The 17,145-nt window shown below is 54.8% G+C and carries 15 protein-coding genes; 5 read left to right on the top strand and 10 right to left on the bottom strand.

The features are described 5' to 3' along the window. Positions 1-119: 119 nt before the first annotated feature. Positions 120-2,030 carry a BglG family transcription antiterminator gene (locus tag ACSZO4_RS19485; RefSeq protein ID WP_437890683.1) on the top strand — a complete coding sequence of 637 codons (1,911 nt, stop codon included), beginning with the start codon at positions 120-122 and terminating at the stop codon, positions 2,028-2,030. Positions 2,031-2,189: 159 nt separating this feature from the next. On the opposite strand, the gene ACSZO4_RS19480 is transcribed toward ACSZO4_RS19485, so the two are convergent. Then, the gene (locus ACSZO4_RS19480; RefSeq protein WP_437890682.1) at positions 2,190-2,669 is read right to left on the bottom strand and encodes a hypothetical protein; all 480 of its coding nucleotides are present in this window, start codon (positions 2,667-2,669) and stop codon (positions 2,190-2,192) included. A gap of 387 nt (positions 2,670-3,056) precedes the next feature. Here ACSZO4_RS19480 and ACSZO4_RS19475 point away from each other — a divergent pair, with 387 nt between their 5' ends. Beyond that, positions 3,057-3,656, top strand: coding sequence for a nitroreductase family protein (locus ACSZO4_RS19475; protein WP_437890681.1), 600 nt, complete (start codon positions 3,057-3,059; stop codon positions 3,654-3,656). 46 nt (positions 3,657-3,702) lie between these two features. Here the strand turns inward: ACSZO4_RS19475 and nrdG are convergent, their stop codons facing one another. From nrdG to treR, 5 genes are all read right to left on the bottom strand, one after another. Continuing rightward, positions 3,703-4,167 carry an anaerobic ribonucleoside-triphosphate reductase-activating protein gene (nrdG, locus tag ACSZO4_RS19470; RefSeq protein ID WP_437890680.1) on the bottom strand — a complete coding sequence of 155 codons (465 nt, stop codon included), beginning with the start codon at positions 4,165-4,167 and terminating at the stop codon, positions 3,703-3,705. A gap of 161 nt (positions 4,168-4,328) precedes the next feature. Next, entirely contained in the window at positions 4,329-6,464 is a 2,136-nt protein-coding gene (gene nrdD, locus ACSZO4_RS19465; protein WP_437890679.1) for an anaerobic ribonucleoside-triphosphate reductase, read from the bottom strand. Between the two features lie 386 nt (positions 6,465-6,850). Continuing rightward, positions 6,851-8,512, bottom strand: coding sequence for an alpha,alpha-phosphotrehalase (gene treC, locus ACSZO4_RS19460; RefSeq protein ID WP_437890678.1), 1,662 nt, complete (start codon positions 8,510-8,512; stop codon positions 6,851-6,853). 48 nt (positions 8,513-8,560) lie between these two features. Beyond that, entirely contained in the window at positions 8,561-9,979 is a 1,419-nt protein-coding gene (gene treB, locus ACSZO4_RS19455) for a PTS trehalose transporter subunit IIBC (protein ID WP_437890677.1), read from the bottom strand. A 132-nt stretch (positions 9,980-10,111) separates the two neighbouring features. Then, on the bottom strand, positions 10,112-11,059 hold the full coding sequence (treR, locus tag ACSZO4_RS19450; protein ID WP_437890676.1) for a trehalose operon repressor TreR: 948 nt from the start codon (positions 11,057-11,059) through the stop codon (positions 10,112-10,114). A 165-nt stretch (positions 11,060-11,224) separates the two neighbouring features. On the opposite strand from treR, the gene mgtL reads away from it, so the two are divergent. Continuing rightward, positions 11,225-11,275, top strand: coding sequence for a mgtA regulatory leader peptide MgtL (gene mgtL / locus ACSZO4_RS19445; protein ID WP_437890684.1), 51 nt, complete (start codon positions 11,225-11,227; stop codon positions 11,273-11,275). A gap of 239 nt (positions 11,276-11,514) precedes the next feature. Further along, a complete protein-coding gene (gene mgtA / locus ACSZO4_RS19440) occupies positions 11,515-14,220 on the top strand; it encodes a magnesium-translocating P-type ATPase (protein WP_437890675.1) in 2,706 nt (901 codons plus the stop codon). A gap of 46 nt (positions 14,221-14,266) precedes the next feature. Here mgtA and ridA read toward each other — a convergent pair whose 3' ends face one another. From ridA to pyrL, 4 genes are all read right to left on the bottom strand, one after another. Next, positions 14,267-14,653, bottom strand: a complete 387-nt coding sequence (gene ridA, locus ACSZO4_RS19435) for a 2-iminobutanoate/2-iminopropanoate deaminase (RefSeq protein WP_437890674.1) — start codon at positions 14,651-14,653, stop codon at positions 14,267-14,269. Between the two features lie 90 nt (positions 14,654-14,743). Further along, a complete protein-coding gene (gene pyrI / locus ACSZO4_RS19430; RefSeq protein ID WP_437890673.1) occupies positions 14,744-15,205 on the bottom strand; it encodes an aspartate carbamoyltransferase regulatory subunit in 462 nt (153 codons plus the stop codon). A gap of 11 nt (positions 15,206-15,216) precedes the next feature. Next, the gene (gene pyrB, locus ACSZO4_RS19425; RefSeq protein WP_437890672.1) at positions 15,217-16,152 is read right to left on the bottom strand and encodes an aspartate carbamoyltransferase; all 936 of its coding nucleotides are present in this window, start codon (positions 16,150-16,152) and stop codon (positions 15,217-15,219) included. Next, positions 16,145-16,291 carry a pyr operon leader peptide gene (gene pyrL, locus ACSZO4_RS19420; RefSeq protein WP_437890671.1) on the bottom strand — a complete coding sequence of 49 codons (147 nt, stop codon included), beginning with the start codon at positions 16,289-16,291 and terminating at the stop codon, positions 16,145-16,147. The genes pyrB and pyrL overlap by 8 nt, the downstream gene beginning before the upstream one ends. Before the next feature lie 275 nt (positions 16,292-16,566). On the opposite strand from pyrL, the gene ACSZO4_RS19415 reads away from it, so the two are divergent. Further along, on the top strand, positions 16,567-17,019 hold the full coding sequence (locus ACSZO4_RS19415; RefSeq protein WP_437890670.1) for a YhcH/YjgK/YiaL family protein: 453 nt from the start codon (positions 16,567-16,569) through the stop codon (positions 17,017-17,019). Positions 17,020-17,145 lie beyond the last annotated feature (126 nt).

Below are 17,145 nucleotides of genomic sequence, written 5' to 3'. Positions count from 1 at the left end.
TATGGGGTAGTGAAATCGGGCCGCATGTTCGACGCTGAAATACCGCTTGCGGCCTGAACCGCAAGACGGTATCTCTCTCTCAGGAAGAGGGAGAAAAGCTATGTGAAGAGGACACCGACGTGCGATTCCCCAACCAACGTTTAGCGCAACTGTTTATGATGTTGCAAAACGAGACGCTGCCCCAGGATGAACTGGCGCAACGGCTGTCGGTGTCCACGCGAACCGTCCGGGCGGATATCACCGCCCTTAATGCACTGCTGGAAAGCCACGGCGCGCAGTTTATCCTTAGCCGGGGCTGCGGCTATCAGTTAAAAATCGAGGATGCCGCCCGTTTTCAGACTTTACAGGCCGCTCGCCCTCGCCGGCTGCGTATTCCGCGCAGCGGCTCAGAGCGGGTGCACTATCTGCTGCTGCGTTTTCTCACCTCCGCTTGGTCGCTCAAGCTGGAAGATCTGGCAGACGAGTGGTTTGTCAGCCGTGCCACGTTGCAAAATGATATGGCTGAGGTGCGGGAGTGGTTTTCCCGTTACCGGCTGACGCTTGAGACGCGTCCTCGTCACGGCATGAAATTGTTCGGCAGTGAAATAGCCCTGCGAGCCTGTCTGACTGATTTATTGTGGGAGCTGGCGCAGCTTAATGCGCAGAATCCGCTGATCACCGAAGAGGCGCTTTATCCGGGCGTACCAGAGCAACTGGCGCAGATCCTGCACGAGGTTTTCAGTCGGCATCATATTCGTCTGACCGATGAAGGCGAGCTGTTTATCCGCCTCTACTGTGCGGTGGCGGTGCGCCGCATCAGTGAAGGTTTTCCGCTCCCGGAATTCAGCGCTGAAGACGGGGATGAGAATGTGCGAGACGCCGCGCGGGAGATTGCTGGCGCTCTGCAACAGCTGGCGTGCAAACCTCTGGCCGCTGCGGAAGAGCACTGGCTGCGGGTGCATATTGCCGGGCGGCAGATGCAGGATCTCTCTCCGAGCGCCATCAGTGCCGATGATGATAAAGCGCTGGTGAACTATATTCTTAGCTATATCAACACCCATTATAATTACAGTCTGCAAAACGACGCCCAGTTGCACGCCGACCTGCTCACCCATATCAAAACCATGATAACCCGGGTGCGTTACCAGATAATGATCCCCAATCCTCTGTTGGATAACATCAAACAGCACTACCCGATGGCATGGGATATGACCCTGGCGGCGGTCTCAAGCTGGGGCAAATACACCCCCTATGTTATCAGCGAAAACGAAGTGGGTTTTTTGGTGCTGCACATTGGTGTTGGCCTGGAGCGGCATTACAACATCGGTTACCAGCGTCAACCGCAGGTCCTGCTGGTCTGCGATGCCGGTAATGCGATGGCGCGGATGATCGAAGCGGTATTGCAGCGTAAATACCCACAGATTGAGGTGACCCGCACCCTGACCTTGCGTGACTACGAGCAGTGTGACGCCCCAGGGGAGGATTTTATTATCTCCACCGCCCGCATCAGCGAAAAAGGCAAACCGGTGGTGACCATCGCGCCATTCCCCACGGATTACCAGCTTGAGCAGATTGGCAAGCTGGTGCTGGTGGACAGAACTCGCCCGTGGATGCTGGAGAAGTATTTCGATGAGCGCCATTTCCGCATTATCGACGGCCCGATGGATCAACGAACCCTGTTTAACACTCTTTGCGGGCAGCTGTATGAAGAGGGCTTTGTGGACGCCGGGTTTGTTGACTCGGTGGTCGAGCGTGAGGCCATCGTCAGCACCATGTTCGGCGAAGGCATTGCTCTGCCACACTCACTGGGATTGCTGGCGCAAAAAACCGTGGTCTACACGGTCCTGGCCCCGCAGGGTATTCAGTGGGGAGAAGAGACCGCCCAGATTATCTTCCTGCTGGCTATCAGCAAACGCGAATATGAAGAAGCGATGGCTATATACGATATATTTGTGACGTTTCTGCGCGAGCGTGCAGCATCCCGGCTCAGTGCCTGTCAGGACTTTGCATCCTTTAAAGCCGTGGCAATGGAATGTGTCAGTCGTTTTTAATGTGGCTGCGCGTTGTGGCAACGCGCCCCACCATAGACCAGATATAAAAAGTTTGCTGCAAATACAGGTTTCCCGTTACGGGAATATATTTTTAACCTTCTACCTGCGTAGTAAATAAATAGCCATTACGCAAGGAAGATTGATTATATTTATTAATAATTATTCCTTTTCTTCATTGCGGTTTTTAATCGATTCTCCTTCCTTAGCCGCAATATTTGTCATTTTATCATTTAAGATTTCCTTAATAACCGTTGCTGGCTGGCTAACATTAAATGACAGTTCAGGGGCGCTGACCCTTTGCCCGGAGAAGGCATCAACAGTTACCTCCTGGCCATCGGGGTATTTCACGACGGACACCAGGCGACCGTGGTACAGGGGGATCCCGGTCATCTCCAGTCGGTAATCGGCTTTCTTTATCTCCTCTTGCTTTATTTGCTGCTCTTTTTTAATTTCATCTGCTGTTTTTGAAGCCAGAGAAAGTTTGGTGGTACTTTCCTCTGATTCAGAGCTTTTATTATCAGCATTTATCTCTGCGGATTTAGGTTTATTTCGCAGAGTTGACAGGTTGTCATTATCCGATAAGTGAGAATCGCCGTGTGCGCCAGCACTAACGGCGGTAATGCTATCAATACCGTTCATTATCATCTCCGAAAAAAACAACGTAGCTCCTGACGCAAGGAGCGTTAATGCCTCGTTGGAGTGATGAATCTGCGCTGGACAAAACGAGACTACGTCATTATCGGCAGGATAATAGATTTGTTTAGTAAATAATCACGCCTGATGTTCTTTCACTTTTTTTGAATGACAGCAACAAATAGTTATGCTTCCCCTAAACTGCTGTTGGGACTACTCTTTTCACTGTCAGGGCAAACTGCCAGCGGGTTGTTTGCTCTCATTTAAGGGACAGACAGGAATCAGCAAGCCATGAATACGTTTCAGCGAATTTTGAACACACTACTATCCCGTGAACAACCTGTCGTGCAGACCACAACCCCGTTGGAATTTACCACCCTTTCAGGAGGCGTTATGCCAGAGAACTACCTTGCTTTAGCGAAACAACGCAGAACAATTTACGCCCTGGGTAAAGAGCTGCCCCTGGCGGAAGATGAGGTTGTGCAGACGATTCAGGACGCCATTAAGCAAGCGCCTTCTGCCTTCAACTCCCAGAGTTCTCGCGCCCTGATCCTGCTGGGCAATGAGCACAATAAATTCTGGGAACTGGTCCGCGAGCAACTGAGAAAAATCGTGCCGGCAGAAAACTTCCATGCGACCTCCGATAAACTCGATGGCTTTGCGGCAGCGGCAGGTTCAGTGCTGTTCTTTGAAGATCAGGATGTGGTTACCGGCCTGCAGGAGCAGTTTGCGGCCTATGCGGATAACTTCCCAATCTGGTCTGAGCATAGCTCCGGTATTGCACAATATGCAGTATGGCTGGCACTGGCTGAGAAAGGTATTGGCGCTAACCTCCAGCACTATAATCCGCTGGTGGACGCCGATGTACAGCAGACCTGGAACATTCCGGCAAGCTGGAAACTGCGCGCCCATATGAACTTCGGTTCGGTGAAAGCGCCTGCAGGCGATAAAGGCTATATCGAAGATGAAAAACGCTTTATCGTTGCTAAGTAATTGAAGATGTTGCCGGGTACAGCACATCGCTGCCCGGCAATAAAAATCAGCGCAGGTGATGTACCACCTGATTACTGCTTCCCCGCCAGATCAGTGCCGGATCTTTTAAATCCTGCACAAACTTCCCGTCGATCAAGACGTTGATTAAGTCGACAATCGCCATTTGCGCGTCGTTAAGTTCATCCAGCTTATAGCCCGTCCAGATCCAGATATCTTTGCCCGGACACTCCGCCCGCACACGTTGTACCAGCGCCAGGATCTCCGGCACATTTTGCGGATGCAGCGGATCGCCGCCCGACAGCGACAGCCCCTGGCGTTTTACCCGAGTGTCGTTGAGGTCAGCGATTATCTGGTCCGCCATCGCCTGAGTGAACGGCTTGCCGGAATTTAGCCGCCAGGTGCTTTTGTTATAGCAGCCAGGGCATTCGTGGACGCACCCGGAGACGAAGAGGGTGCAGCGCGTGCCGGTGCCATTCACAATATCGACAGGGTAGTACTGGTGGTAATGCATAGAAGATAGTCCGAAGTTGTGTGCGTGCTGATGCCCTCACCCCGGCCCTCTCCCTCAAGGGAGAGGGAGAAAACCGGACACTCCTCTCGCCACCGGGAGAAAACCGGTCTGTCCCCTCTCCCTTGAGGGAGAGGGTTAGGGTGAGGGGAACAAACAGGCACTCAGCCGATTTGCCCGTTGCCTAAATGTTTCACCCGGCGCTTCACTTCTTCCTGTTTACCGGCGTTAAACGGACGCGCATCCGGGCTGCCTAAATAGCCGCATACCCGGCGGGTGACCGACACGCGGGCAGCATCATGGTTGCCGCATTTCGGGCAGGTAAAGCCCTTGCTGGTACACTCGAATTCACCGGTAAAGCCGCACTCGTAGCACTCGTCGATAGGCGTGTTGGTACCGTAGTAAGGTACATGCTGATAGCTGTAATCCCAGACATCTTCCAGCGCCCGCAGGTTGTGCTGAATGTTCGGGTATTCGCCATAGCAAATAAAACCGCCGCTGGCTAATGGCGGGTACGGCGCTTCGAAATCAATCTTGTCGTACGGGTTAACCTTTTTCTCAACGTCGAGGTGGAAGCTGTTGGTGTAGTAACCTTTGTCGGTCACGCCATCCACCACGCCAAATTCAGCGGTATCCAGGCGGCAGAAACGGTCGCACAGGTTTTCACTCGGCGTGCTGTAAAGGCTAAAGCCGTAGCCGGTCTCTTCTTTCCACAAATCCACGGCCTGGCGCAGGCGTTCAACAATAGCGACGCCTTTGGCGCGCAGCATTTCGTTGTCGAACATATGCTCTTTGCCAAACAGGGCATTAATGGTCTCGTGAATGCCGATATAGCCCAGCGAAATCGACGCGCGGCCATTTTTGAAGATTTCAGAAACGTCGTCGTCGGCTTTCAGACGCACGCCGCAGGCTCCTTCCATATAGAGGATCGGCGCCACGCGCGCTTTTACCCCTTCCAGGCGAGCAATACGGGTCATCAGCGCCTTGCGCGCCAGTTGCAGACGGCTGTCCAGCAGTTTCCAGAACGCCTCTTCGTTACCTTTGGCCTCCAGCGCGATACGCGGCAGGTTGAGGCTGATCACGCCCAGGTTGTTACGCCCGTCATGAATTTGCTCGCCGTTCTCTTCGTAGACGCCGAGGAAGCTGCGGCAGCCCATCGGGGTTTTAAAGGAGCCAGTGACTTTAACCACCTGATCGTAGTTGAGGATGTCCGGGTACATACGCTTACTGGCACATTCCAGCGCCAGCTGCTTGATATCGTAGTTCGGGTCATCAAACTTGTGGTTCAGGCCGTCACGGATAGCAAACACCAGTTTCGGGAACACGGCGGTTTTACGGTTTTTGCCAAGGCCGGCAATGCGGTTACGCAGAATGGACTGCTGAATCAGGCGTGATTCCCAGCTGGTGCCCAGACCAAAGCCAAAGGTCACGAACGGCGTCTGACCGTTAGCGGTGTGCAGCGTGTTGACTTCATATTCCAGCGACTGGAAGGCGTCGTAACACTCTTTCTCGGTGCGGCTATGGGCATAACCATCGGCATCGGGGATCTGCCATTCAGTGGCGATCCTGCGGTGCTTTTCGAAGCTCTCGGTGACAAAAGGTGCGAGCACTTCATCGATACGGTTGATGGTCGTGCCGCCATAAATATGGCTGGCGACCTGAGCAATGATCTGCGCGGTCACCGCAGTGGCGGTAGAGATGGATTTCGGCGGCTCGATCTCCGCGTTACCCATTTTAAAGCCCTGGGTCAGCATGCCCTTCAGGTCGATCAGCATGCAGTTGAACATCGGGAAGAACGGAGAGTAATCGAGATCGTGGTAATGAATATCACCCCGCTCGTGCGCCAGCACAACATCGCGCGGCAGCAGATGCTGACGGGCGTAGTGTTTCGCCACAATACCGGCCAGCAGGTCGCGCTGGGTCGGAATAACTTTACTGTCTTTGTTGGCATTTTCATTCAGCAGGGCTGAGTTGGTCTGCTCAACCAGGCCGCGAATTTCCTGGTTCAGACGACCCCGTTTTTCACGCGCGATATCGCGGTCGTGACGGTATTCGATATAGGCACGGGCCAGCTGTTTATGTGGGCCAGACATCAGCTGGTTTTCGACCGCGGTCTGGATCTCGCCAATATCAACCTGAGAACGGTTATGCATCTGCTGACTGACAACTTCTGCGACGGTGGCGCAATAGTCTGCGTCATCGACTCCCGCTGCTTTAGCTGCACGCAAAATGGCTTCTTGAATGAGCTCTGACTTAAACGGCACTTTCTTGCCATCTCGTTTCATCACATGCGGTGTCATGATCACTCCATTATTAAAAACAGGTTATCCACAGAGGTGAGGAAGTATTCACAAGCGCTATTTGTTGCCGCGACAGTGAGTTCCCCGAATCCCGACCCTTGTTATCCACAATTCCGGCAAACTGCAAGGTTATTGCCTTGATGGAATAGTAGACGATAAATACAATATGTTGGGTCGGCGTGCATTCTAAGTTCTATATATAGTGATTTGCATCAAACAAGTTTGCGATTTTTTTGATTCAGAACAAAGTAAAAAAGGGAGAGTACAAAGGACGGGCGTTACAGGGGATTGTAAATAATGGGTGAAAAATCTGATTTTTTATTCAACAAAAACAGTGTGGTAATGGACATTGCCCGGCGGCGCTGGGCCGACCGGGTAATCCTGGGTTATACGTCGCTCGCAAGCCACCATACCGCTTCAAACGGGCGTAGGGTCATATTACCCGGCGCAGGCGACACCTCCTCGTAGTTGCTCATCAGCATCTGCCAGTTGCCAGCCTGAATAGTCGGTTGCCACTGCTGATACTCACGGCTGAGGTTGGCAGCGACGACCAGGGTCTGGCCGTTATGCCGGCGACGGTAGCACCACAGATATGGATGTGCCGGTAACAGGTCTTCGTAGTCACCCTTGCTGAGAACGGGCTGGGTTTTACGCAACGCGATCAGGCGCTGGTAAGCATAAAACACCGAATCAGGATCGTTAAGCGCCGCCCCGGCGTTGATCTCCTGTGCGTTATCGCAAAGCGAAATCCACGGCGTGCCGGTGGTGAATCCGCCATGCTCCTCGGTGGACCACTGCATCGGCGTGCGGCTGTTGTCACGGGATTTACTGGCGAGAATGGCGAGCAGCTCGTCGGCATCACGTCCGCTGGCCCGCAGGGTGGCAAACATGTTGTGGCTCTCTACGTCACGGTAATCGGTTATCTGCGTAAAGTGCGGGTTGGTCATGCCAAGTTCTTCGCCCTGATAGATATAAGGCGTGCCCTGCATTCCGTGCAGCACCATCGCCAGCATCTTCGCGGCAGGAACGCGCAGCGCGCCCTCATCGCCAAAACGCGACACGATGCGCGGCTGGTCGTGGTTACACCAGAACAGCGCATTCCAGGCGACGTTGTGCATCCCCTGTTGCCAGTGATTAAACAGCGCTTTGAGCGCCACATAATCCGGCGCGGCCAGCGTCCATTTCTCGCCGCCGGGGTAATCCACTTTCAGGTGATGGAAGTTAAAGGTCATTGACAGTTCACGCCCGTCGAGGCTGGCATACTGCTGGCAATGCGCTAAGGCGGTGGAGGACATTTCGCCGACGGTCATCAGGTTGCGCGGCGTAAAGACATCCCGGCTCATCTCCTGCAGGAACTCATGTACTCTCGGGCCATCGGTATAAAAACGGCGACCATCCCCATCCGGGTCATCCGGGAATGCCTGGTTTTTGGAAATCAGGTTCACCACGTCGAGGCGCAGGCCATCGACGCCGCGATCGGCCCAGAATGCGCAGACGTTCTTCAGCTCGTCGCGAACCTGCGGATTTTCCCAGTTCAGATCCGCCTGTTCTGCGGCAAACAGATGCAAATAGTACGCTTCGCCAGCGGCATCCCACTGCCAGGCATCGCCGCCGAATTTGGACTGCCAGTTGTTAGGCAGCCCGCCCGCGCGACCTTCACGCCAGATATAGTACTGGCGGTAAGGGCTTGCCGGGTGTCGGGCTTCACGAAACCAGGGGTGCGCCGTCGAGGTGTGGTTAAACACCATGTCGAGTATCAGACGCAGGCCGCGGGCTTTCGCCTGGGCCACCAGTTCGTCAAAGTCGGCCAGCGTGCCGTAGGCCGGATCGATGGCGGTGTAATCGGCAACGTCATAGCCGTTATCGACCTGCGGGGAGATATAGAAGGGCGTCAGCCAGAGCGCGTCAACGCCCAGGGTTTTCAGATAATCGAGACGTTGAATGACGCCGCGTAAATCTCCGGTGCCGCTGCCGGTCGTATCCTGGAAACTTTTGGGGTAGATCTGGTAGATGACACCGTTTTGCCACCATTGAGGAAGGGTTTTCATCGCAATTTCCTGGTCAAAGCGAAGGGGCGCAAGCGCGCCCCAAAAGAGTTACACAATTTGCAGCGTACCCTGACGGTACTTACGCTGGTAAACCACGGAGGTCAGCGCCATCGGCACAATAATCGCCACCGCCATGGCCAGCGAGAACACCTGCCAGTAAGTGGGCTGGATGGAGAGGATGCCAGGCAGGCCGCCGACGCCAATACCGTTGGCCATCACGCCGTTCAGGCCGCACAGCAATCCGGCGAGACCAGAGCCAATCATGGCGCAGAGCATCGGGAAGCGGTATTTCAGGTTAATGCCGTACATCGCCGGTTCCGTCACGCCTAGGTAGGCGGAGATTGCCGCCGGCACCGAGATTTCCCGCTCATTGTGTTTCCGGCTGGAGATAATAATCCCCGTTACCGCTGACGCCTGAGCAATATTCGACAGCGCAATCAGCGGCCATACCGGCGTGCCGCCCATGCTCTGAATCATCTGCATATCGATAGCCAGCGTCGTCTGATGTACGCCCGTGATAACCAGCGGCGCATAGAGGAAGCCAAACAGCGCCGCGCCAATCGGAGCAAAGCTACCGGTCATCAGGTGACGCACGGCGAAAGCCACACCATCACCCACCATGCGGCCAAACGGGCCGATAAACGCGTGGGCGAGGAACACCGCCAGCAGCAGTGAACAGACCGGTACAACGACCAGATAGAGGTAATCCGGCACCAGCCGTTTGAGACGCGTTTCAATCATCCCCAGCGCCAGACCCGCCAGCAGGGCAGGGATCACCTGTGCCTGATAGCCCACTTTGGCGATGCTGAACAGGCCAAAATTCCATACTTCCGGCACCTGTTGTCCGAGCAGATACGCGTTCATTAACTGCGGAGAGACGAGGGTCACCCCCAGTACGATGCCAAGGATCGGCGTACCGCCCATTTTGCGCACCGCTGACCAGCAAATCCCCACCGGCAGATAGAAGAAGATCGCTTCGCCAATCAGCCACAGAAAGTCATATACGCTTTTCAGGCCGGGATACATTTGCGCCAGCGTCTGGCCATTGCTCATTGGCAGGTCGCCGATCACGTTGCGAAAACCGAGGATCAGGCCGCCGCTGATCAATGCCGGCAGCAGCGGGAAGAAGATCTCCGCGAAGTGGGAGATCAACTGCTCGTGCCATTTCATATTTTGCCGCGCCGCACGCTTTGCCTGCTCTTTATCGGCAGAGGCCTGTCCGGTCGCGGCGATCAGCGCCTGGTACCAGTCGCCTACATCGGTGCCGATCACCACCTGAAACTGCCCGGCGTTGGTAAAGCAGCCTTTGACCATCGGCAGCGTATCGATGGTTTTCGGGTCGGCTTTGGCCGGTGAATTCAGGACGAAGCGTAACCGGGTGATGCAATGACTCACGGTGGCGATGTTCTCGCGCCCGCCGACCAGCTCAATAAGCCTGGCAATATCTTCTTGTCTGACTTTGCTCATCGTGATGTCCCACTTCAGAGAAAATAATGACTGCTGAGGAATGTGCGCAAGCATAGCCACTGGCGGGATAACTGAAAATGGGAACGTTCCCGAAACCAAGCGAAGATCACAAATAAACCCAACGGCGAAGGATCAAATCAGTCTGGCGGGGATCACTATCTGACGCGGATCGGCGCGACCATTCACCTGATCGATAAGCTGTGCGGCGGCCTGGCGGCCCGCGTCGGCATAACCCGGATCGACGGTAATGATTTCCGGATGCAGGAACTGCATCAGCGGCGTGTTACCAACGCTGGCGAGTTGCAGGTTTTCCCTGCGCTGTTCTTGCAGGTATTTGCTGGCGCCAAGGGCGAGGGTGTCGGTGGCGCAGACCAGCGCGCTGGTATCCGCTGTCAGTACGCTGGCGACGTTGTCATAGCCGTGTTTCATCGCCAGGCCAGGGAGGATGAAGCGGGGCGTCAGTTGATGCTGCTGGCAAAATGCCATATAGGCATCGTGGCGGCGCTTACCGGTGGTGACATCGCTGTGCGGTACGCCAATAAAGCTGATATGACGATGACCTCTGTCAAAGAGACTTTGCATCAACAGGTTGATGGCGCCCTCGTCGTCATAGCACACCGAGGCGAAACCCTTGGCATCGCGCGCCAGCAGGACCAGCGAGGCGCGCCAGGCGGCGAGCTGTTTTTCCTTGATGCCGGTAAAGCCGAACAGCACTACGCCATCAATATTGCGACGGCTCAACATATGCAGATGTTCTTCCACCAGGGCAGGGGAGAACTGGCTTTCCATCATGATGGGGTCGTAACCCTGGGCGTAAAACGCCGGGAGCAAGGTCTGGACGGCGAGGTTTTCTGAGAGGGAATCAAGACGGGAGACAATGATCGCGACCACTTTGTCGCTCTGACCACGCATCGCCCGCGCGGAACGGGACGGGGAAAAACCATGCTGACTGACCACCGCTTCCACGCGCTCACGGGTGCGTTGACTTACGCCGCTTTCATTATTGAGTACCCGGGAGACGGTTGATTTCCCCACGCCACTCAAACGGGCAATGTCTTTGATCGTCAGCCGGTTTTGCATGCGTTCAGTCCTGTTCCTTAGCAAAGCGGATTGCAGAATAAAGAAAGTTTGCCGGGGACTCAATAATTCAGCCATGAGTAATGTCTGGTTTATCGTTGGTTTACTTTACTGGCGTTATTATCCCGGTGTTTTAATACCGTGTTTTTCACCTTTACCGGAGGCTATATGGACCCTGATCCCACACCTCTCCCTCGATGGAGACCCTCTTTCCGGTAAACCCGCTTTAGCTGTCTTACCGGAAACGTAAGGCAGCGACATTTTCCCCGTCATACTTCACGTTGCCTGTGCGTTGGCTGTCCTTGCTCGCCCCGGTCACTTACTCCAGTAAGCTCCCGGGGACTTGCTGCGTTGCCGCCTTCATACAACGAGAATTATTTAGGGTTTATTTGTTCCTGCGTAATTGATTTCGTCTTCAGGACGCGGCCTGCCCGTGCCCGTAAGATAAGGGACAACCTATGTTCAAAAATATCACCCGGCTTCTGGCCCGGCTAAACCGCCATTTGCCACGCCGTCTCGTTCAGCGTGACCCGCTGCCCGGTAGCGATAATATTCAGCACGCCGATGTGCCCGCTTCCCTGAGCGAACGCTGCCTGGCGCTGGCGACCATGGAGCTGAGCGAACTCTGGCGCCAGTTTAACAGCCACCCGGAAGGGCTGAATGAGAAAGAGGTTCAGGCCTCCCGCGACGCACACGGCGAAAACCGGATCCCCGGCCAGCGTCCGATGCCCTGGTGGAGGCACCTGTGGTCCTGCTACCGCAACCCGTTTAACCTGCTGCTGACCTGCCTTGGCATTTTCTCTTATGCCTCCGAAGATCTGTTTGCCGCAGGCGTTATCGGGCTGATGGTCGCCATCTCAACCCTGCTGAACTTTATTCAGGAAGCGCGATCCACCAAAGCGGCTGACGCACTCAAAGCGATGGTCAGCAATACCGCTACCGTGCTGCGCGTGCGTAATGAGCAGGGTGAGAGCGGATGGCTTGAGATCCCTCTCGATCAGCTGGTCCCTGGCGATATCGTCAAACTGGCCGCCGGAGATATGATCCCCGCCGATCTGCGGGTGATTCAGGCCCGGGATCTGTTTGTGGCCCAGGCCTCGTTGACCGGAGAATCTTTACCCGTCGAAAAGGTCGCGAACACGCGCAATCCGGATCAGAGCAACCCGCTGGAAAGCGACACGCTCTGCTTTATGGGAACCAACGTGGTGAGCGGTACGGCGCAGGCGATGGTGACGGCCACCGGCGGCAATACCTGGTTCGGCCAACTGGCCGGGCGCGTGGGTGAACAGGAGAGCGAGCCCAATGCTTTTCAGAAAGGCATTGGTCGCGTCAGCATGTTGCTGATCCGTTTTATGCTGGTGATGACGCCGGTGGTACTGCTGATCAATGGCTTTACCAAAGGCGACTGGTGGGAAGCGGCGCTGTTTTCCCTCTCGGTGGCGGTAGGGTTAACCCCGGAAATGCTGCCGATGATCGTCACGTCGACCCTGGCGCGCGGGGCGGTAAAACTGTCCAAACAGAAAGTGATCGTCAAACATCTGGATGCGATCCAAAACTTTGGCGCAATGGACATTCTGTGCACCGATAAAACCGGCACCCTGACTCAGGATAAAATTGTCCTGGAAGATCATACGGATATTGTCGGCAGAGTCAGTGAACGGGTGCTGCACACGGCCTGGCTGAACAGTCACTACCAGACCGGGCTGAAAAACCTGCTCGACGTTGCGGTTCTCGAAGGCGTCGATGCCGAAGCGGCACAGCGGCTCTCCGCGCGCTGGCAGAAAATTGATGAGATCCCCTTTGATTTCGAGCGCCGCCGGATGTCGGTGGTGGTGGCGGAACAGTGCGATGCGCATCAGTTGATCTGCAAAGGGGCATTGCAGGAGATCCTCAACGTCTGTACGCAGGTTCGTTACAACGGCGAAATTGTGCCGCTGGATGAGGGCATGCTAAAGCGCATTCAGCGCGTGACCGAAACACAAAACCGCCAGGGATTGCGCGTGGTGGCGGTGGCCACCAAATACCTGCCCGCCCGCGCTGGAGATTATCAGCGCGCGGATGAGTCGGATCTGATCCTCGAAGGCTATATTGCGTTCCTCGATCCGCCGAAAGAGACCACTGCTCCGGCGTTAAAAGCGCTGGCGGCCAGCGGTGTGACGGTGAAAATCCTCACCGGCGACAGCGAACTGGTGGCGGCGAAAGTGTGCCGTGAAGTGGGGCTGAATGTCGGGGAGTGGGTAACCGGCAACCAGATTGAAAAAATGGACGATGACGCTCTGGCAACGCTTGCCAAAAGCACCACGCTGTTTGCCCGTCTGACGCCAATGCATAAAGAACGCATTGTCACCCTGCTGCGTCGTGAAGGACATGTGGTGGGCTTTATGGGCGATGGCATTAATGATGCCCCTGCATTACGTGCCGCAGATATTGGCATCTCCGTTGACGGCGCGGTGGATATCGCCCGTGAAGCAGCGGACATCATCCTGCTGGAAAAGAGCCTGATGGTGCTGGAAGAGGGGGTGATCGAAGGGCGTAAAACCTTTGCCAATATGCTGAAATATATAAAGATGACCGCCAGTTCTAACTTTGGTAACGTCTTTAGCGTGCTGGTGGCGAGCGCCTTTTTGCCCTTCCTGCCCATGCTGCCCTTACATCTGTTGATTCAGAACCTGCTGTACGATGTGTCCCAGGTGGCGATTCCGTTTGATAATGTGGATGAAGAGCAGATCCAAAAACCGCAGCGCTGGAATCCGGCCGATCTCGGGCGCTTTATGATCTTCTTTGGCCCGATCAGCTCGATTTTCGACATTCTGACCTTCTGCGTTATGTGGTGGGTATTTAAAGCCAATGTGCCGGAAGCGCAGACTCTGTTCCAGTCAGGCTGGTTTGTGTTCGGACTGCTGTCCCAGACGATGATTGTGCATATGATCCGTACCCGTCGCGTGCCCTTTATTCAGAGTCGTGCCGCCTGGCCGCTAATCCTGATGACGCTGGTGGTGATTGTGGTGGGGGTAGCTGTACCGTTCTCGCCTCTGGCAAGTTATCTGCAATTGCAGGCGTTGCCGCTGGCTTATTTCCCGTGGCTGATTGCCATTCTTGCGGGGTATATGACGCTGACGCAGCTGGTGAAAGGCTTCTATAGCCGCAGGTATGGCTGGCAGTAAGCAACAAAAAAGGCAGCCCAGGCTGCCTTTTGTCATCCTTCTGCGCTTAGCGGCGCACGGCGATGGCTTCAATCTCGATTTTCACATCTTTTGGCAGACGGGCCACTTCTACGCAGGAACGCGCCGGGAAGGTGGCATTATGCTCAGCGAAAAACGCTTCATAAGTGGCGTTTACGGTGGCGAAGTCATTCAGATCTTTGACGAACACCGTCGTTTTTACAATATCACCTACTTTCAGGCCAGCGGCTTCGACGATGGCTTTCACGTTTTCCAGCGACTGGCGCGCCTGGGCGGAAACCTCTTCCGGCACGCTGCCGGTTTTTGGATCCACCGGGATCTGACCGGAAGTGAAGATCATATTGCCGAGATCAACACCCTGAACATAAGGGCCGATGGCTGCGGGCGCATTTTCCGTCGCGATAGTTTTGGTCATGTTATCTCCTGAAGAACAGCGGTAAAAAAGTCGGGCCATTATATACACGAGTGGCCGGTGTGTCGCATCACCTGCGCACACCGGTCTTGTTTAGCCGCGCAGTACCACTGAGTGGGAGAACTCTTTCTCGCAGTATTTGCACTTCAGGGAGATATCGTCGACGCGCTTTTTCACCGCAAAGCTGGACGCCACCGGCTCGGCATGGCTGATGCAGTTGCTGTTCGGGCAGACCAGCACGCTGTTGATGCGCTCCGGCAGGCTCGGATGTGATTTGCTCACCACATCGTAATCGTCGATCCGGTTAACCGTTGCCTGCGGGGCGTACAGCGCCAGCTGGTTAACCTGCTCATCGGTCAGGAACGTGTTCTCAATCTTGATCAGATCTTTGCGGCCCATCTCACCGGAAGGCAGGTTCAGACCAATGGTGATGCGCTGGTCGGTTTCGGTCAGCTTGAACAGGGTCAGCAGCTTAAAGCCAATCTGTGCCGGGATATGGTCAATTACGGTGCCACGTTTGATGGCTTCAACCTGGAGTTTGTTATCGTGTGTCATCTCTTTTTCCCCTACAGAGCCAAATCACTATTCAGAACCAGTGCCAGTAACGCCTGGCGCGCGAAGATGCCATTGCCCGCCTGCTGGAAATACCAGGCGTGCGGCGTTTTATCCACATCGGTGGTGATTTCATCAACGCGCGGCAGCGGATGCAGCACTTTCATATTGCTGCGTGCCCCGGTCAGGTCACTGGCGCGCAGAACGAACTGCGCCTTCACGTTGGCGTATTCCGACGGATCCAGACGCTCTTTCTGCACCCGGGTCATATACAGAATGTCCACTTCGGCCATCACTTCATCAATGCTGGCGTGAATACTCCATGCCAGCCCTTTCTCATCGAGCATATCGAGAATGTACTGCGGCATGGCCAGCGCGTCCGGGGCGATAAACCAGAAGCGGTTGCCGTTGAATTTTGCCAGCGCCTGCGCCAGCGAGTGCACGGTGCGGCCATATTTCAGGTCGCCGACCATCGCGATGTTCAGGTTTTCCAGGCGGCCCTGAGTTTCCTGGATAGTGAAGAGGTCCAGCAGGGTTTGGGTGGGGTGCTGATTGGCGCCATCACCGGCGTTGAGCACCGGAATACCGCCGGAGAACTCGGTCGCCAGGCGGGCAGCCCCTTCCTGCGGGTGGCGCATCACAATGGCGTCTACATAGGTGCTGATAACGGAAATGGTATCCGCCAGCGTCTCACCTTTCTTGCCGAGCGAGGTGTTGCTGCTGTCTGAGAAACCGACCACGCTCGCCCCAAGACGATGCATGGAGGTTTCAAACGACAAACGGGTACGGGTTGAGGCTTCAAAGAAGCAGCTGGCGATAACTTTGTGCTTAAGTAACTCCGGCTGCGGATTTGCTTTCAGTCGGGCGGCAGTATTCAGCACCAGTTCAAGTTCTTCGCGGCTGAGATCGTTTATGGAAATGATATGTTTTTGATATAGCGGGTTAGCCATGGTTATCTCCTGACGACTGCGCAAAAAAAAGCCCCTCAATAGAGGGGCTATGGAATGGAGTAAGCAACGGGAAGAAAAACGGCAGGCCTGCGTCTTTTTTCAGACGCCCAGAGACACGATGTCGAACACACTGGACCATGCTTCCTCCTGGCAAATTGTCGGCGATTATACTCAGCAACGACCACCTTTCAAGCGATTAATGCAACATTTGCGGCAGGCAATCGGTTTATATGCATATAAATGCATAATTTATAAATAACTAATTATTACCGGTTTCGTGGGTTTCTGCCCGGCATTTCCCTGAAGAATAAACATGCGTTATCGCAAAACTTCGGCAGAAAGAGGTGGTGAGGAAGCGGTATATTCCGTATAAAAGATAAAAATGAAACATTGTTTTATCTTAAGGAGCGAATCATGATCGTTGGCAATATCCACCATCTTCAGAGCTGGTTGCCGCAAGAGCTGCGTCAGGCCATTGAGCACATCAAAGCGCAGGTGACTGACGCGACCCCGACCGGGAAGCATGATATTGACGGCAGCCGTTTGTTCTACCTGGTGTCTGAAGATATGACCCAGCCTTTTGCCGAGCGTCGCGCCGAGTACCATGCTCGTTATCTGGATATTCAGATTGTATTGAAGGGCCAGGAAGGAATGACCTTCAGCACCCTGCCTGCGGGGACGCCGGACACCGACTGGCTGGCAGATAAAGACATCGCTTTCCTGCCGGAAGGCGCAGAGGAAAAAACCTTCACCCTGAGCGAAGGTGACTTTGTGGTGTTTTACCCTGGCGAAGTGCATAAACCACTGTGTGCCGTCGGTACGCCAGCCCAGGTACGCAAAGTGGTGGTGAAACTGCTGGTAGGCTAAGGTAAAAGCAAAACGGCTTGCCGTTTTTAGTGTTTGCTCCCTCTCCCGGTTGATCTGAACCCCATAACCTGGAACAGGTTCAGGTCAGAGAGCGCGACTGAGTCCGATAATTTACCGGACTCAGTC

It is taken from the genome of Phytobacter sp. V91, assembly GCF_965644225.1.
Taxonomy (GTDB): domain Bacteria; phylum Pseudomonadota; class Gammaproteobacteria; order Enterobacterales; family Enterobacteriaceae; genus CBFFRJ01.
This window is presented reverse-complemented; position numbering and strand designations above follow the sequence as displayed.

What these genes read in the sequence shown, in the direction of transcription:
- ACSZO4_RS19480 (WP_437890682.1), bottom strand. Translation starts at nt 2,669, where the DNA reads ATGAACGGTATTGATAGCATTACCGCCGTTAGTGCTGGCGCACACGGC.
- nrdD (WP_437890679.1), bottom strand. Translation starts at nt 6,464, where the DNA reads ATGACACCGCATGTGATGAAACGAGATGGCAAGAAAGTGCCGTTTAAG.
- nrdG (WP_437890680.1), bottom strand. Translation starts at nt 4,167, where the DNA reads ATGCATTACCACCAGTACTACCCTGTCGATATTGTGAATGGCACCGGC.
- treB (WP_437890677.1), bottom strand. Translation starts at nt 9,979, where the DNA reads ATGAGCAAAGTCAGACAAGAAGATATTGCCAGGCTTATTGAGCTGGTC.
- pyrI (WP_437890673.1), bottom strand. Translation starts at nt 15,205, where the DNA reads ATGACACACGATAACAAACTCCAGGTTGAAGCCATCAAACGTGGCACC.
- ACSZO4_RS19415 (WP_437890670.1), top strand. Translation starts at nt 16,567, where the DNA reads ATGATCGTTGGCAATATCCACCATCTTCAGAGCTGGTTGCCGCAAGAG.
- pyrB (WP_437890672.1), bottom strand. Translation starts at nt 16,152, where the DNA reads ATGGCTAACCCGCTATATCAAAAACATATCATTTCCATAAACGATCTC.
- treR (WP_437890676.1), bottom strand. Translation starts at nt 11,059, where the DNA reads ATGCAAAACCGGCTGACGATCAAAGACATTGCCCGTTTGAGTGGCGTG.
- pyrL (WP_437890671.1), bottom strand. Translation starts at nt 16,291, where the DNA reads ATGGTCCAGTGTGTTCGACATCGTGTCTCTGGGCGTCTGAAAAAAGAC.
- ridA (WP_437890674.1), bottom strand. Translation starts at nt 14,653, where the DNA reads ATGACCAAAACTATCGCGACGGAAAATGCGCCCGCAGCCATCGGCCCT.
- ACSZO4_RS19475 (WP_437890681.1), top strand. Translation starts at nt 3,057, where the DNA reads ATGCCAGAGAACTACCTTGCTTTAGCGAAACAACGCAGAACAATTTAC.
- mgtA (WP_437890675.1), top strand. Translation starts at nt 11,515, where the DNA reads ATGTTCAAAAATATCACCCGGCTTCTGGCCCGGCTAAACCGCCATTTG.
- treC (WP_437890678.1), bottom strand. Translation starts at nt 8,512, where the DNA reads ATGAAAACCCTTCCTCAATGGTGGCAAAACGGTGTCATCTACCAGATC.